We start from the raw sequence: 15,800 nt of genomic DNA on the forward strand, positions 1-15,800 counted from the left end.
CACCCATGGAGGGAACCTTTTATGGGGGGCGGCGTCTTGGGGTGGCGCGGTTTCGGAACCTATCCTCGGACTCCTGCGGCCGGGCAGGGGGTCAGCCCAGGACTCGGGTGATCCAGCGTTGCGGATCGTCGATTTCCTCGGCGCGCGGCAGGGTATCCGCCTCGGTCCATATCGCGTTGAACTGCTGCATACCCACCGTGGTGACCACCTCATCGACGAAGGCCTTACCGCGCACGTACTGCGCGACCTTCGCGTCGATCCCCAGCAGTGCGCGCAGTAGACGCTGGACGGGGTTGGCGGGGCGGGTGCGCCGTTTATCGAAAGCAGCCCGGATCTGCTCGACCGTGGGCACCACACTCGGGCCGACAGCATCCATCACATGGTCGGCGTGTCCTTCGAGCAGGGTGCCCAGCATAAGCAGCCGATCCAGCGCCTCCCGCTGTGCAGGTGGCTGGGTGGCGCGCAGCAAACCGACCACACCACGCGAATTGGGATCGTCAGGGGCCCGGCCGCTGCGCCGCAGCTTGAGTTCGGTGATCAGCCGCGCCAGCATCTCCGAGGTCGCCTCGTCCTCGATATCGCCGAGCACCTCGACGTTTTCGCGCATATAGCCGGCCAGCCAGGGAGACGCCGAGAACTGCACCCGGTGGGTCACCTCGTGCAGGCAGACCCAGAAACGGAAATCCGCCGGCGTCACACCCAGCGCCCGCTCGACACCGACGATATTCGGCGCTACCAGCAGCAGCGTGCCGTCGGGACCGGTGAACGGGTCGTACTGGCCGAGAATCGCGGTGGAAAGGAAGGCGAGCATGGCCCCCACCTGCACACCCGCCGGCTTCCCGGCGAGCGCGCCGCCCCGGTCCGCCGTCCCGGTTCCGGTGAGCAGCGACATGGAATCGGCCGCTGCCCCGATCCAGCCGGGGCGGTCGACGATCCGCGCCGCGGGCACCGGCTGATCGTCGAGCAGGCCGGTCACCGCGCGGACCGGTTCCTCGGCCCGCACCGACGCGTCGGCGAGCTCGGCCACGGCCTGCTCGGCGGCGAGCCGAGAGGTCCGCGGCCCGGCCGGTACGAGCGCCGCCCCCGTACGGGCGGCCCAACGCCAATCCACCGCGCCCGAGAATGCGCGCCGCTCGCTACCGGTATCGGATGGGTCGGTATCGGCCGACTCGGGCGCGCCGGGCCCGCCGGGACCTTGTCGAATCGTCATGCGCCCTCCAGCCGTCAGGAACATCCACAGTTGCGCAGCGTGGTCGCGACGGCGTCCAATGCGGGCCGGCTGACCTCCGGCGGCCGATCGCTCGACATCAAGGTGAAGGTCAGAACCCGGCCGTCACGATCCAGCACATACCCGGCCAACGTACTGGCCACCGACAGAGTTCCGGTCTTGGCGCGCACCCAACCCGCGCCGCCCTGGTTCTGGGTGACATAACGAGCGGTCAGCGAACCGGTACCGCCGGCGACCGGCAGATAGTCGAGCAGCGGGACCAGTGTGGCGGTCAGGGACTGCTCGGGGTCGGCGGGTTCGGATTTCGATCCGGCTCCGGCACCGAGGGGCGGTATCACCGGATTCGGTGCGGTGCTGGTCGTCGCCTCCTCCGGTCCGGGGCCGGCGGCGGTGGCCAGGATCCGGTCCAGCACTCGCGCCGGGATGCGGTCGTCGGTCGACAGGCCACTGCAATCGTGCATCGTGACACCGTTCAGATCGAAGCCGTGCTCGGCGAGCACCGCGGCAACCGCGGCGGCGGCTCCGTCGAACGACGCCGGATGGCCGGTGGCCTGCGCGACCTCCCGGCCGATCGTCTCGGCCAGCACGTTGTCCGAGTGCACCATCATGTCGCGCAACCGGTCACGCAATGGCGCGGAAGCCACCTCGGCCAGCCGCTTGGTGCCCTGCGGGGCGTTGCCGATCCGCACCTTCGCCGGATCGAGGCCGAGTTCGGTCGCCAGCCGCCGGCCCACATCCAGCGCCGGGGTGCTCGAACGGGGCGAATACTCGACCAGCGGGTCCAGCCGGCCACCGTCGAGCATGATCGGCTCCAGCGGTGCGATCGAACCACCGCCGATATCGATCGGATCCCAGCCGCGGGCCATCGCCGGGCCGGTGTAGCGCGAGATATCGACCACGATGGTGTCGGCCCGCACATCGGCGGTGCGCACCTGATTCGCGAGGTCGGCCAAGCCGGCAGCCTTGGGGTAGTAGCCCTTCCCGCCGGGTTGCGCGGTCAGCGTGGGATCGCCACCGGCCACCAGCACGATCTCATTGGACGCAGCTCCCGCGACCACCTTCGTCTGCACGCGCTGATCGGCGGGCAGGGTGAGCAGCGCGGCGGCGGTAGTCATGATCTTGGCCGTCGACGACGGCACCCGCGGTTCGTCGGCACGGGAATTCCACAGCACAGTGCCGGTCGCGGCATCGGTGACCGACCCGGCGAAACCACCGAGGTCAGGGTTGGCGGCCACCGGGCCGACGGCCGCCGCGACCCCCGCAGAGCTGGGCGCCGGACCGGTATCGGGTGCCGGCCGGACATCCGGAAGCACCCGGACGGGAGCAGGCGGCGCCGCGATGGTGAGCCCACCGTGCCGGAACTCCGGGGTCCACGGTCGTAGTACGACCGCAAGCACCGCCGCCGCACCCACCAGACCCATCAGGACGGTGATCACCCACGCCCGCAACCCACGGCGCCGGCGCCCTGCCGACCCGTCCATCCCGCTGCCACCCTGCCAAACCACGCTGCCGCCGTCTCCCTCGTACCCGTCCGTGGCACCGGACCCCGCCGAACCGATGTGCCGCCGACAACCCTATCGGTGTTCGGCTACCGTTCTCGGCGAACAACCGGGTGCGCCGGCCGGCGCCGGCCACCACGGTGCATCGTGAGAGCAGCGGAAGGAGCTGGCGTGGAGTTCGACGTCACCATCGAGATCCCCAAGGGGTCGCGCAACAAGTACGAGGTCGACCACGAAACGGGACGGGTCCGGCTCGACCGGTTCCTGTACACCTCGATGGCCTACCCGGCCGACTACGGCTTCATCGAGGACACCCTCGGCGAGGACGGCGACCCGCTGGACGCCCTCGTGCTGCTGCCGGACTCGGTGTTTCCCGGCGTCATCGTCGAGGCCCGGCCGGTGGCCATGTACCGGATGACCGACGAAGCGGGCGGCGACGACAAGATCCTGTGCGTTCCCGCCGGCGACCCACGCTGGGACCATATCCAGGACCTCGCCGACGTTCCGGAGTTCGAACTGGCCGCGATCAAGCATTTCTTCGAGCGCTACAAAGACCTCGAGCCGGGCAAGTACGTCAAGGGCTCGGAATGGGTCGGGCGCGCAGAGGCCGAGACCGAGATCGAGGCTTCTTTCCAGCGCCTGAAGGACAAAGGCGGACACTGAGTCTTCTGCGCGCCTCCGGCGCGCGGGGTATCGGCCCCCTCGGCCCTGCTTTCCGCACTCGACAACGGCGGCTGCGCCGCCTCGCATCGAGCACGGACAGCGGGGGCGGGCCGAAGCCCTACAGGGCCTCGCTGAACTCGGCGCCGGTGTGGTTGCGCTCGGATTTTCCGCGGAAGCGGAGGATCCGCGCCATCGGACAGGGGTTTCTCGCTAACGGCCCTTGTAGTCCGGGGTGCGCTTCTCGAAGACTGCTTGAATCGCTTCGGTGAGATCCTCGGAGGGCAGGAAAGCGGCGTTCCAGGTGGAGACGTAGCGCAGGCTCTCGGCGACCGCGGCGGCGTTGCGCTGACCGAGGACATCTTTCACGCCCTGGACCACCAGCGGCGGGTTGGCGGCGATTTCACGGGCGGTCGCGTGGGCGGCCTCCAGCAGCGCGTCCTGGTCCGGGTGGACATCGTTGACCAGGCCGATCTTCTCCGCGCGAGCGGCGTCGATGTCCTTGGCCGTGTAGGCGAGTTCACGCAAGTGGCCTTCGCCGATGATGCCGGGCAGCCGCTGCAGCGAACCCACATCGGCCACGATCGCGACCTTGGCCTCGCGCAGGCTGAATTTCGCCTCGGCGCTCGCGTAGCGGATATCCGCGGCGGAAATCAGGTCGAGACCGCCACCGATACACCACCCCGAGACGGCGGCGATCACCGGTTTACGGCATTCGGCCACCGCGGTGATCGCGTCCTGCAGGCGCCGGATCTCGCCGAGGAAATCGGTGCGGGGCGCGGCCAGGGCGCGGTCGGCCATCAGCGGGCCGAAGGTGCCGCTCATCGCGGGCAGGTCGAGGCCGTAGGAGAAATGCTTACCCGAACCGGTGAGGACCACCGCCCGGACCTCGGGGTCGGCGTCGAGACCGCGGAAGATCTCCGGCAGTTCCCGCCAGAAATCCGGGCCCATGGCATTTCCTTTACCCGGGCCGGTGAGCGTCACCCGGGCGACGCGATCGTCGGTTTCGACGGTGAAAGCCTGCCAATCTGTCATCGGTCCAGACTAATGCCCGTTCCACACCATCCCGGATCGCTGGGCGGGCCTGTCCACTCGCCGGGACGACCTGGGCGGTGATCGGGCAAACGGCGACGCAGAAGCCCGGGTTCGCCTTACCCTGTGGCCATGCGCAGGTCGCTTCCACCGATAACCTGCCGGGTCTCGGACACCTTGATAGCGCGCGGACACCACGGTCTGATCGTCACTGTCCCGGATTCCGCGGCCGATCCTGCGGAAACCGCGCATGCGATGGAGGTGGCACCGGGTGCATTGGTGCAGGCACATGTCTTCCTGCTGGGGGACGATCCGATTCTGTTGCTGGTTTCTGCGGCGCATCGGGTGGACGCCGCTTCCACCGGCGCGCGGCTCGACGGTGAGCTCGTTGCCGCGCCCCCGCATCTCGCCGTCAAGTACACCGGACAGCTGCCGGGCAGTATCGCGCCGCTGGGCCATCCCGCGAACCTGCCGACCTGGGTCGACAGCGCACTGTCCCGGTTCGGCGAGCTGGTGGCGGCCGGTGGCTATCCGGGCGCCGTTTTCCGCACCACTTACTCCGAACTCCTGCGGATCACTGCCGGGCTCTCCCTCGATGTGGAGTGACCCGGAAGGGCCTCCCACCCAGCGGACCACCCCGCGCGATCGGGACGATCCGGGCGTAGCGTCGGCCGGGTGACCGAAGCACCACGGCCCGAGACCGGAATCCGGATTCCCGACGATCTCAGCGGGATCACTGCCGAGCAATACCGCGCCTCGATGCGGCACTACCCGTCCGGCGTCACGATCGTGACGTTGAACTCGGCGACCGGGCCGGTCGGTTTCACCGCGACATCGTTTGCCTCGCTGTCCCTGGACCCACCGCTCATCTCGTTCAATATCGCCGATACCTCCTCCAGCCTCGCCGCGCTCACCGCCGCGCAATCGGTGGTGATCCATTTCCTGGGCGAACATCAACGCCATCTCGCCCAGCGGTTCGCCCGGACCGCGGCGCACCGGTTCGGCGACCCCGCCCTGTGGTCGGCCCTGGACACCGGCGAACCCGTCCTGCACGGCACCCCACTGTGGTTGCGCACGACCATCGAGCAGCTCGTCCCGATCGGCGATCACACCCTCGTGGTGGGCCGCGTGGTGAAAGTCCACGACGATACCGAGGAAGAACCCCCGACCGTCCCCTTGCTCTATTACAAGGGCCGCTACTACCGCCCCACTCCACTCGCGGACGACGTCGACTGAGCCCGGCCGGCAATCGGCCGATTCTGCGGATCGACCCGCGCGGGCCGGCGCCTCCGGGCGTCGGAAGGTTGTTCGGCATGAAGATCGGCGACGAAAGCGCGGCCCGACCTGTCATCCGCGACGGCGATCCTGCCCGAAGCGGTGATGCGGCAGGAATCCGACGCGACAGTCGCGCAACCCCGGCCGATCGGCCCTGCGTCCGTGGTGAGTGGATCCGCTGACGACGCATCCAGACCACATGCCGGACTCGGCGACGCCACCTCGTCTCGCGAGGTCCCCAGGGGCGGCACCGAGGGGCCGGAAGCCCGCGTCCACCGGTGCGCCAATAAACTCGTTCGACCGCTGTTTGCCGGGCGGTAACCCTCGTGTGGGAGAACGAGTCCGTCGGCTGGGCGATGGAAGGTGGGCCGGGTAAATGCAGGCGCAGCTACAGAAGTTGAGCGGGCTCCTGCGCGCCGGGGCGGCGCCGCCGGCGCGCACTCTGGTCGATGTTCTCGCCGAGACAGCCGCCCGCCACCCGGATTCTCCGGCTGTCGCAACCGCCGACCGCACCCTGTCCTATGCCGAACTACTGGTGGAGATCGACCGTTCGGTTCGGGAGCTGCGGGCGGCCGGAGTCCGGCAGGGTGATCGGGTAGGTGTCCGGATGCCGTCGGGCACCTGGGAGCTGTACCTCACGATTCTGGCGGTACTGCACGCCGGGGCCGCCTATGTACCGGTCGATGCCGATGACCCCGAGGAGCGGGCGCGGCTCGTTTTCGGGGAAGCTCAGGTCACCGCCATTGCCACCGCAGCGGGTATCGAACCGGTCGGCGACCGCACACCCGATGCGGCAATCGGCGAGCAATCGACCACTGCCCCCACGGTGGGCGACGACGCCTGGATCATCTTCACCTCCGGTTCCACCGGCACACCGAAGGGTGTCGCGGTAACGCATCGCAACGCGGCCGCCTTCGTCGACGCGGAGGCCCGCTTGTTCCTGCGCGGCAACCCGCTCGGCCCCGGTGATCGCGTCCTGGCCGGGCTCTCGGTTGCCTTCGACGCCTCCTGTGAGGAGATGTGGCTGGCTTGGCGGCACGGCGCCTGCCTGGTCCCGGCGCCGCGCGCGCTGGTGCGGACCGGCGCGGATCTGGGCCCGTGGCTGGTCCGGCAGGGCATCACTGTGGTCTCCACCGTCCCCACGCTGGCCGCGACCTGGCCGGCCGAAGCGCTGGAATCGGTGCGACTGTTGATCTTCGGTGGCGAAGCGGTACCGCCGGACCTGGCCGAACGTCTCGCCGACGACGACCGCGAGGTATGGAACACCTACGGCCCCACCGAGGCCACCGTTGTCGCCTGCGCCGCGCTGCTGGACGGTGCCGGTCCGGTGCGGATCGGGCTGCCGCTGGACGGCTGGGATCTGGTGGTGGTCGACGCGGACGGTCTCCCGGTGGACGAGGGCGAATCCGGCGAATTGGTGATCGGCGGCGTGGGCCTGGCCCGTTATCTCGATCCGGCCAAGGACGCCGAAAAATACGCGCCACTGGCGACGCTGGCCTGGGACCGCGCCTACCGCAGCGGCGATCTGGTCCGCAACGACAGCGCCGGCCTGATCTTCCTGGGCCGGGCGGACGATCAGGTGAAGATCGGCGGTCGCCGGATCGAACTCGGCGAGATCGACAATGCCCTCCAGCATCTGCCCGGTGTGAGCGGTGCCGCCGCCGCGGTGCGCACCACCGCCACGGGCGCACCGGTGCTGATCGGCTACCTCACCGGCGTCCCCGCCGATTACGATCTCGCCGCGGCGCGGACACTACTGTCCGGGCAGCTACCTGCCCCGCTGATCCCACGGCTGGTCGTCGTCCCCGAATTGCCCACTCGCACCTCGGGAAAGGTCGACCGTAACGCACTGCCCTGGCCGCTGGCGGGTGCCGACTCCGGTATCGAACACGGTCTGACGGGTACTGCCGCCTGGGTGGCACAGATCTGGACCGACGTACTGGCCGCGGAGATCACCGGTGCCGATGCCGATTTCTTCGAACTCGGCGGTGGGTCGCTGTCGGCGGCGCAGCTGGTGTCGGCGCTGCGCACGCGGTATCCGCAGGTCACCGTCGCCGATATCTACGACCATCCGCGGCTCGGTGCGCTGGCCGAACTGCTGGACGACAGCGGTCCGGGCGCCACCGCCGAAACCCGTCGGGTCGAGCCCACGCCACGCTCGGCACAGCTGATCCAGGTCCTCGCGACGGTCGCCCTCACCACCCTGACCGGGCTGCAATGGGTGACCTGGCTCGCGGTGGCCGCGGGTATCGCGGGCTGGTTCGAGGTGCTGCCGTGGCTGCCGCGTCTGTCGTGGTGGTGGACCGCGCTGCTGTTCACGGTGTTCATCACTCCGCTGGGCCGGATGGCGATCTGTGTCGCCGGGGCCCGCGTCCTGCTCGCGGGAGTGGAACCCGGCAGTTATGCACGCGGCGGTCCGGTACATGTGCGGTTGTGGGCCGCGGTCCGGCTGGCCGAGGCCAGCGGCGCGGAGAACCTCTCCGGCGCACCGTGGATGGTGCCTTTCGCGCGGGCGTTGGGCGCCACCGTCGGTAAAGGTGTCGACCTGCACACGCTGCCCCCGGTGACCGGCATGCTCGAGCTGCGCGACGGGTGCAGCGTGGAACCCGAGGTCGACCTGTCCGGTTACTGGATCGACGGCGATACCGTGCATATCGGTTCGATCCAGGTGGGCCGGGGCGCGGTTGTCGGCGCTCGCTCGGTGCTGCTGCCCGGGACGAAGATCGGCCGGGATGCCGAGATCGCGGCGGGTTCGGCGGTATCCGGGAAGGTGAAGGCCGGCCAGGAATGGGCCGGCTCTCCGGCCGTGAAGGTCGGGCGGGCGCGGCACCGCTGGCCCGGCCGGACACCGGAACGTGCCGTGCACTGGGTGCTGGCGTACGGGGTCGCTTCGCTGGCGCTGGGCGCGCTACCGCTCGCGGGTCTGGCGGCGGGTCTGGTGGTGATCGCGTGGGGTATCCGGGATTCGGCGAGTTTCACCGGCGCCCTGCTACCTGCGTTCCTCTGGCTGCCCGTGGCGACACTGTTCAGTCTGGTGGTGTACGCGGTAACGACCATTGTCGCGGTCCGGCTGCTCAGTATCGGTCTGACCGAGGGATACCATCCCGTGCGCAGCCGGGTCGGCTGGCAGGTGTGGGCGACCGAACGCCTGCTGGACTCCGCCCGTACATTCCTGTTCCCGCTCTACGCTTCCCTGCTGACTCCGGTCTGGTTGCGACTGCTCGGCGCGAAGGTCGGCAAACGGGTCGAGGCCTCCACTGTGCTGCTGCTACCCAAGTTCACCACCGTCGCCGACGGCGCCTTTCTGGCCGACGACACCATGATCGCCGGTTACGAACTCGGCGGCGGCTGGCTGCATATCGGTGAGGCGAAGGTAGGTAAACGCGCCTTCCTCGGCAATTCCGGGATGACCGCGCCCGGCCGCCGGGTGCCGAAGAACGGCCTGGTGGCCGTACTGTCCGCGGCACCGAGCAAGGCCAAGGCCGGATCGTCGTGGCTGGGCAGCCCGCCGGTCCGGTTGCGCCGGTCGGCGGGCAATGCCGATACCGACCGCACCTTCGACCCGCCGCTGCGGTTGCGAATCTTCCGCGGCGCCTTCGAGACCTGCCGGCTGGCCGCGATGGTGGTGACCTTCGCTATCGGCCTCGGGGTGCTGCTGGCGCTAGCGCGAGTGGCGGACAGTTTCGGTTTCCTGGCAGCCGGGTTGCTGTCCGGGCTGGTGCTGATGGTCGCGGGCGCGGTGGCCTGTGCGAGTGCGGTCACGGCGAAATGGGTTCTGGTGGGCCGTATCCGGGCCGAGGAACATCCACTGTGGAGTTCGTTCGTCTGGCGTAACGAAGTCTCGGACGCCTTCGTGGAAACCGTTGCGGCGCCGTGGTTCGCCCGCGCGGCAACCGGCACGCCCGTACTGAATCTCTGGTTGCGCGCGCTCGGCGCGAAGATCGGCCGCGGGGTATGGTGCGAGTCCTATTGGCTTCCGGAGGCAGACCTGGTGACACTCGGCGACGGGGCAACCGTGGAACGCGGCTGTGTGGTGCAAACGCATCTGTTCCACGACCGCATCATGGCCATGGACACCGTCACCCTGGAACCGGGCGCCACCCTCGGGCCACATTGCGTCGCTCTACCGGCCGCGACCGTCGGCGCGGGCGCCACCGTGGGCCCGGCATCGCTGGTGATGCGCGGCGATACCGTACCGCCCTCCACGAGATGGTGGGGTAACCCCATAGCCCCTTGGACCGGTCCGGCCCGTTCCCCGGACAGCGATTCGGCGGACGAGGAGAAAGACCGCTGATGGGGAGCCGGTTCTACGACGCCCCCATCGACGACTATCTCCCGCAGAACGGCAACCGGGGCTACCGCGTTTCGCGGTACGAACTGGAGTTGAACTACAAGGTCGCCAGTAATCGCCTCGCAGGCCGCGCGGTGATCACCGCGGTGACCACGGCCGAACGCCCCCGCTATTCGCTCGACCTGTCCCAGGCCCTGGCGGTTTCGAAGGTGCTGGTCAACGGAAACAAGGCCGCCAAGTACCACCATCAGCGCGGCAAACTCACCGTCACGCCCCGCGGGCGGATCCCGGCGGGCGGGATGCTGCAACTCGTCGTCCAGTACGCCGGCGCACCGAAACCCGTGCGGGGTCCGTGGGGTGAGGTCGGCTGGGAGGAACTCACCGAAGGCGCGCTGGTGGCCAGTCAACCGAACGGTGCCGCCTCCTGGTTCCCCTGCGACGACCACCCGAGTTCGAAAGCCAGCTACCGTATCTCGATCACCACCGATACCCCGTACTACACCCTCGCCAACGGCAACCTCGTCGGTAAACAGACCAAGGCCGGGCAGACCACCTGGGTATACGAGCAGGCCGAGCCGATGGCCACCTATCTGGCGACCGTGCAGATCGGCCGCTACCGCAAGCACCGGCTCGGCGATCACCACACCCCGGTGCCGATGTACGCGGCCGTCCCGACCACGCTGCGCGCCGCGTTCGATCACGATTTCGCGCGCCAGCCGGAGATGATGTCGGTGTTCAGCGACCGCTTCGGCCCGTACCCGTTCCAGAGCTACTCGGTGGTGGTCACCGAGGACGAGCTGGAGATCCCCATCGAAGCCCAGGGCCTCTCGATTTTCGGCGCCAACCACTGCGACGGCCGTAGCGGCGCGGAACGCCTGGTGGCGCACGAACTGGCCCACCAGTGGTTCGGCAACAGCCTGACCATCCAGCACTGGTGTGATATCTGGCTGCACGAGGGTTTTGCCTGCTACGCGGAATGGATCTGGTCGGAGGCGGCCGGTGGCGCGAGCGCGGACCAACTGGCCCGGGCGGCCTGGCATACGCTGCGCCGGGAGCCGCAGGACATCGTGGTCGGCGATCCCGGCCCCACCCTGATGTTCGACGATCGCATCTACAAACGGGGCGCGCTCACCTTGCACACGCTGCGGCTGGAACTCGGTGATACCACGTTCTTCCGGTTGATCCGCGATTGGACCGCCCGGCACCGTCATGCCTCGGTCTCCACCGAGGAGTTCACCGATCTCGCCGGTCACTACAGCATGGCGCCGCTGCATCCGCTGTGGCAGACCTGGCTGTATTCCGAACCGCTACCGCAGCTGCCGCCCGCCGGTCAGAAAACCAGGTAACGGCCCGCCAGCTGTTCGACCAGCGGATCGTCCTCACCGACGCTTTCCAAGGCGTCCAGATCGGCCACCAGCGAGATGAGGCGCGGATCCTCCGATTCGGGTCCGGCCGGGCCGTCTTCGGCGAGTTGCCGCAGCATTTTGTCCCGTACCCGGTCCTTCAGTGAGTCGCGCATATCCGCCTCTCGGGTCAGTGTCATTCCGACATGATCGGAGCGCTGGGTGGTGACGCTGCACCTCCTGCGCGTTCGACCCGGTCAGACCGGCGTCAACCAGGTGCCCCATGGTGTGTTGCGCAGAACGGTGTACGCGGCGATCGAGCCGAGCAGCACCCACATCGTCGCGGTACTTATTCCGGGCAGCCGCGGTCCTTCGCCGCGCCAGGCACGGACGGCCCAATCACCCACCCACACTGCGAACAGCACCAGCACCGGCAAGGCCAGCAGGTTGCTGTGCAGGGAATCGATGATGTTCCCGTCGGTGAGGTTGTGCACTGCCCGCATACCCCCGCATCCGGGGCAGTACACCCCGAACAGCGCATAAGAGGGGCACAGCCCGTACGACCCCGGAACGTGCGGATCCCGGAAGTGCAGCAGTAGCAGAGACGCTGCTCCCGCACTCGCGACCACGGCCGGCAGCGCGACAGCGCTCAGCCGCGTGAGCCCGCTCCGCCCGGGTTCCGTTCCGGCGGCCGGCACACCGGATGGCGCCGGTGGTGGCGGGGCCGCGTCGGAATCTTTCACGGTTCTCACCGTAGCCCCGGCGGCGGGGTTGATGCCACAACCATCGGAGGTGCTAGCTCCGGTTCCGGGCTGCGGTGCATAGAAACGGCACCTGATGGGAATTCTGGGTTAACGGCACCACAGGCGGGACCGACATCCGGGGTGAGAACCACATTCCGGACAGAGAATCCGGGCGCGGCGCTTGCTCTTGTAAGCACTCAGCTTGCAGGTTACCGTGTCAGTTAGGCACAAAGGAGTGTTCTGATGCTGGTGAAATCGTTGACAGCGCTATCGCAAGCGCATCACGGCGCGCTGACCGCACCGTACCGGGCCGCGTTGCGCGCTCGCCGCTTCCGGAACGCCGCCTTCAACAGTCCTGCCGATGCGCCCGAGGTCTCAACCGTCACCACCGTCGACGGCGCCCGCCTGCGCGTGCACTCCTACGGTCCCGCCGATGCCGAGCCGATTGTGCTCATCCACGGCTGGAGCTGCTGTATCGAGTACTGGAACCCTCAGATCAACGCCTTTGCCGGCCGCTACCGGGTGATCTCCTACGATCAGCGCGGCCACGGCGAGAGCACCCTGGGCCGCGCTCCACTCGGCGACCGGACCCTCGCCGACGATCTCGCTGCCGTCCTCGACGCCACCCTGCATCCCGATCGCACCGCATTGCTGGTCGGCCACAGCATGGGCGGCATCACCTTGCAAGCATGGGCCGCCCGGCATCCGCAGCAGGTCGCCCGGCGGGCCCGCGCGGTGGTGCTCGCCAACACCACCTCGGGCAATATCCGTTACGACACCGATCTGCTCCCGTTGCTGAACAAGCCGCTCAGCGTAGGGAACCAGCCGATCACCCTGCTCGGCTCACCCGTCCGGCTCCCGATGATCGTTGCCGAATCCATCCTCACCTCCCCGGTACCACTACCCGGCGGCTGGGCTGCCCGGGAACTGCTCAAACAGCGCATCATGGCCCGCGGCGCCACCGACGAGCAGGCCGATTTCGCCCTGAGCATCGTGCGCTCCTGCCGCCCCCTGGCCCGCGGCCGGCACGCCGCCCTCCTGGCGGACCTGCAACTCGGCGCAGCGGCTGCGAACCTCACGGTGCCCACCACGATCATCGCCGGCCGGTACGACCGGCTGCTGCCCGAACGGATGTCGCGCATCATCGCCGACACCATGGAGAAGGCCGGTCACCGCCCCGATTACCAGGTCTGGCCCACCGGACACCTCGGCAATATCGAGGCTGCAGACCGCTTCGACACCGAGCTCGTCTCCATCCTGAATCGCACCGGTTCGCGGTCTGTGGCCGCGGGCTGAGCGGAGGTCCTCCGAGTTCGGTCGACGATGCCCGGCTCGGTGGACTTCATTACGGCGAACCGGCGAAAATCCGGCGCCCGGCTCCAGGCGAACCGGAATATCGGCGATGGCGCGTCGTTGCACCCGGCGACAGCTCTCTGGCGATAGGAATGGACTATGCGCGCAGCGACCTACGACCGCTACACCGCCGACGACAACGATGTACGCGTCCGTGACCTGCCCACACCCAAACTTTTCCCCGGTTCGGTCCTGATCGAAGTCCGCGCGGCCGGGGTGAACCCGGTCGACTGGAAGTTGATGTCGGGTGCACTCGACGGGCTGATCGATGCGGTGTTCCCGGTGATTCCCGGCTGGGATGTCGCCGGGACAGTGGTCGATACCGGATTGGACACCCCGGAGTTCTCGGTGGGCGACGACGTACTGGCCTACGCCCGCAAGGACGTCCTGCAGGCCGGCACCTTCGCTGAACTGGTCGCGGTAGGGGCCGCGCATATCGCCCGTAAACCGGCCGAACTGCCGTGGGAGCAGGCCGGTGCCCTCCCCCTGGCCGGTGGCACAGCACTACGCACCCTCGATCTACTCGAGGTGACCGCCGACGACACCGTACTGATCCATGCTGCGGCAGGTGGTGTCGGTAGCCTCGGTGTACAGATCGCCGCCGCCCGCGGCGCCCGAGTCCTGGGCACCGCATCCCAGAAGAACCACGACTACCTCCGTGAACTCGGCGCCGAACCGGTGGAGTACGGCGACGGTGTCGTCGAACGAATCCGTGAACTGGCACCCGACGGCGTGCAAGCGGTGGCCGATTTCGTCGGCGGCCAGCTCGACACCACCCTCGCGGTACTCGCTCCCGGTGGCAGGCACGCCTCGGTCGCCGACAACAGCGTGGCCGAACACGGCGGACATATAGTCTGGGTCCGCCCCGACGGCACACAGACGCAGCGCCTGGCCGACCTCGCCGCAAAGGGCAACCTGACGGTCCCCATCGCCCGCACCTTCTCCCTCGACGAGGTCCCCGAAGCATTCGCAGCGAGCCGCACCGGGCACACCCGCGGGAAGAACGTCATCGTTCTCTGAGCTCCCGGTAGCGCGGCCTAGAACAGACCCACTGCGGCATCCGACTTCCCCGGCTCGGCGAAGGAGATCTCGTGCCCACGTTCCCGTTCCGGCCCGCTCTCCCACATCAGGTGTTCACCGCCGGTTTCTACCCGAACACCGACGCCGACTACGTGGTGCGCTGTGCCCTCGGCGCTACCGCTTCCGGGGCGGCAGATATCGGCGAGGTCCTGTGGGCCGTCGACGCCGCCGACCCCGATGACCCCGAAAACTGGTTCCGCACCTGGGAAGCCGCCGGCGAACGGGCGCGCGCCCTCGCCGATACCGCCGCAGCCGGCGGCCACCGGCTCAGCGCCTCCTGGGCATACCTGCGATCCGCCACCTATTTCGCGACAGCCCTCAACGCGCTCGGCGGTTCCGGCGACGTCGACCGACTTCTCCCGGTCTTCCGTAACCACCGTTGCGGTTGGGACCGTTTCGTCGACACCACCACGCATCTGGTCGAACGCATCGCCATCCCGTACGAGAACAGCACTCTGCCCGGCTATTTCTTCCGCCCGGCGCCGGACAGCACGCCGCGACCCACATTCGTGATGGTCAACGGCAGCGACGGCGCCCTCAGCGCACTGTGGAATTCGGGGGCGGCCGGCGCGCTGGCACGCGGCTACAACGTGCTGATGTTCGACGGCCCGGGTCAGCAATCGATGTTGTTCGAGCGGGAAACCGCATTTCGCCCGGATTGGGAGGCGGTGCTCACGCCGGTCCTCGACCATCTGCTCGAACGGCCCGGCGTCGACCCCGACCGCGTCGCGGTATACGGGATCAGCCAGGGCGGATTCTGGATCGCACGGGCCCTGGTCTTCGAGCATCGTTTCGCGGCTGCTGTCGCCGATCCCGGGGTGGTCGATGTTTCGGCCTCCTGGGCGGCGAATATCCCGAACTCGCTGATGAAACTGTTCCATGCGGGCAAGCAGAAGCAGTTCGACACCGAACTGGGTATCGGCCTGAAACTCTCCGGAAAGAGTGCCCACACCTGGAATTTCCGGGCACGACCGTATCGGCGTGACAGTTACTTCGACACCCTGACCGCCGTCCGCGAGTACACACTCGGCGCACCCGAGGCTGCCCGGATCACCACACCCCTGTTCATCGCCGACCCAGAGGACGAGCAGTTCTGGCCGGGCCAATCCCGGCGTCTCGCCGAAACGGTGTCGGGACCGGTGCACTGCTGCCGGTTCACCGCGGCCGAAGGCGCGAATCACCACTGTCAGCCGCTTGCCCGCACTCTCACCGACCAGCGGATGTTCGACTGGCTGGACGAAACGCTGGGTCGCGGAGACGATCGGCGCTGTCGCCACTGAATGGGACCGGCCATCC

13 protein-coding genes are annotated in these 15,800 nt (G+C 68.4%); 8 read left to right on the forward strand and 5 right to left on the reverse strand.

Features of this window, described 5'->3' with window-relative positions; genetic code table 11:
• Positions 1-91 precede the first annotated feature (91 nt).
• Together NS6_RS24445 and NS6_RS24450 are read right to left on the reverse strand one after the other, a co-directional pair.
• Complete coding sequence (locus NS6_RS24445) at positions 92-1,210, reverse strand: Rv3626c family coenzyme F420 biosynthesis-associated protein (protein WP_084471377.1); 1,119 nt, start codon at positions 1,208-1,210, stop codon at positions 92-94.
• 14 nt (positions 1,211-1,224) lie between these two features.
• Complete coding sequence (locus NS6_RS24450) at positions 1,225-2,709, reverse strand: D-alanyl-D-alanine carboxypeptidase/D-alanyl-D-alanine-endopeptidase (protein ID WP_068046167.1); 1,485 nt, start codon at positions 2,707-2,709, stop codon at positions 1,225-1,227.
• A gap of 189 nt (positions 2,710-2,898) precedes the next feature.
• Between NS6_RS24450 and NS6_RS24455 the strand changes: the two genes are divergently transcribed.
• Complete coding sequence (locus tag NS6_RS24455; protein WP_043739743.1) at positions 2,899-3,390, forward strand: inorganic diphosphatase; 492 nt, start codon at positions 2,899-2,901, stop codon at positions 3,388-3,390.
• A 210-nt stretch (positions 3,391-3,600) separates the two neighbouring features.
• Here the strand turns inward: NS6_RS24455 and NS6_RS24460 are convergent, their stop codons facing one another.
• Positions 3,601-4,422 carry a crotonase/enoyl-CoA hydratase family protein gene (locus NS6_RS24460; RefSeq protein WP_068045946.1) on the reverse strand — a complete coding sequence of 274 codons (822 nt, stop codon included), beginning with the start codon at positions 4,420-4,422 and terminating at the stop codon, positions 3,601-3,603.
• Positions 4,423-4,551: 129 nt separating this feature from the next.
• Here NS6_RS24460 and NS6_RS24465 point away from each other — a divergent pair, with 129 nt between their 5' ends.
• The 4 genes from NS6_RS24465 (at position 4,552) to NS6_RS24480 (ending at position 11,331) form a co-directional block, all read left to right on the forward strand.
• A complete protein-coding gene (locus NS6_RS24465; RefSeq protein WP_068045948.1) occupies positions 4,552-5,025 on the forward strand; it encodes a YbaK/EbsC family protein in 474 nt (157 codons plus the stop codon).
• 69 nt (positions 5,026-5,094) lie between these two features.
• Positions 5,095-5,655 carry a flavin reductase family protein gene (locus tag NS6_RS24470; RefSeq protein ID WP_068045950.1) on the forward strand — a complete coding sequence of 187 codons (561 nt, stop codon included), beginning with the start codon at positions 5,095-5,097 and terminating at the stop codon, positions 5,653-5,655.
• 415 nt (positions 5,656-6,070) lie between these two features.
• Positions 6,071-9,988: a Pls/PosA family non-ribosomal peptide synthetase gene (locus tag NS6_RS24475; protein ID WP_068045954.1), complete on the forward strand. Its 3,918-nt coding sequence runs from the start codon at positions 6,071-6,073 to the stop codon at positions 9,986-9,988.
• Positions 9,988-11,331: a M1 family metallopeptidase gene (locus tag NS6_RS24480; protein ID WP_068045956.1), complete on the forward strand. Its 1,344-nt coding sequence runs from the start codon at positions 9,988-9,990 to the stop codon at positions 11,329-11,331. The genes NS6_RS24475 and NS6_RS24480 overlap by 1 nt, the downstream gene beginning before the upstream one ends.
• Here the strand turns inward: NS6_RS24480 and NS6_RS24485 are convergent.
• Together NS6_RS24485 and NS6_RS24490 are read right to left on the reverse strand one after the other, a co-directional pair.
• Entirely contained in the window at positions 11,316-11,504 is a 189-nt protein-coding gene (locus NS6_RS24485) for a hypothetical protein (protein ID WP_068046170.1), read from the reverse strand. The two genes, NS6_RS24480 and NS6_RS24485, sit on opposite strands and share 16 nt — an antisense overlap.
• An 81-nt stretch (positions 11,505-11,585) precedes the next feature.
• Entirely contained in the window at positions 11,586-12,071 is a 486-nt protein-coding gene (locus NS6_RS24490; RefSeq protein WP_307648366.1) for a DUF2752 domain-containing protein, read from the reverse strand.
• Between the two features lie 243 nt (positions 12,072-12,314).
• Between NS6_RS24490 and NS6_RS24495 the strand changes: the two genes are divergently transcribed.
• The 3 genes from NS6_RS24495 (at position 12,315) to NS6_RS24505 (ending at position 15,784) form a co-directional block, all read left to right on the forward strand.
• Complete coding sequence (locus NS6_RS24495; protein WP_068045958.1) at positions 12,315-13,367, forward strand: alpha/beta fold hydrolase; 1,053 nt, start codon at positions 12,315-12,317, stop codon at positions 13,365-13,367.
• A gap of 156 nt (positions 13,368-13,523) precedes the next feature.
• Entirely contained in the window at positions 13,524-14,444 is a 921-nt protein-coding gene (locus NS6_RS24500) for an NADP-dependent oxidoreductase (RefSeq protein WP_068045968.1), read from the forward strand.
• Between the two features lie 71 nt (positions 14,445-14,515).
• A complete protein-coding gene (locus NS6_RS24505; RefSeq protein ID WP_068045972.1) occupies positions 14,516-15,784 on the forward strand; it encodes an alpha/beta hydrolase family protein in 1,269 nt (422 codons plus the stop codon).
• Positions 15,785-15,800: the final 16 nt, after the last annotated feature.

The sequence above is a fragment of the Nocardia speluncae NBRC 108251 genome (assembly GCF_001613245.1).
Taxonomy (GTDB): Bacteria; Actinomycetota; Actinomycetes; order Mycobacteriales; family Mycobacteriaceae; genus Nocardia; species Nocardia speluncae.

Bases quoted from the DNA above. Each gene is read 5' to 3' on its own strand.
- NS6_RS24445 (WP_084471377.1), bottom strand. From the start codon at position 1,210: ATGACGATTCGACAAGGTCCCGGCGGGCCCGGCGCGCCCGAGTCGGCC.
- NS6_RS24450 (WP_068046167.1), bottom strand. From the start codon at position 2,709: ATGGACGGGTCGGCAGGGCGCCGGCGCCGTGGGTTGCGGGCGTGGGTG.
- NS6_RS24460 (WP_068045946.1), bottom strand. From the start codon at position 4,422: ATGACAGATTGGCAGGCTTTCACCGTCGAAACCGACGATCGCGTCGCC.
- NS6_RS24465 (WP_068045948.1), top strand. From the start codon at position 4,552: ATGCGCAGGTCGCTTCCACCGATAACCTGCCGGGTCTCGGACACCTTG.
- NS6_RS24475 (WP_068045954.1), top strand. From the start codon at position 6,071: ATGCAGGCGCAGCTACAGAAGTTGAGCGGGCTCCTGCGCGCCGGGGCG.
- NS6_RS24480 (WP_068045956.1), top strand. From the start codon at position 9,988: ATGGGGAGCCGGTTCTACGACGCCCCCATCGACGACTATCTCCCGCAG.
- NS6_RS24485 (WP_068046170.1), bottom strand. From the start codon at position 11,504: ATGCGCGACTCACTGAAGGACCGGGTACGGGACAAAATGCTGCGGCAA.
- NS6_RS24495 (WP_068045958.1), top strand. From the start codon at position 12,315: ATGCTGGTGAAATCGTTGACAGCGCTATCGCAAGCGCATCACGGCGCG.
- NS6_RS24500 (WP_068045968.1), top strand. From the start codon at position 13,524: ATGCGCGCAGCGACCTACGACCGCTACACCGCCGACGACAACGATGTA.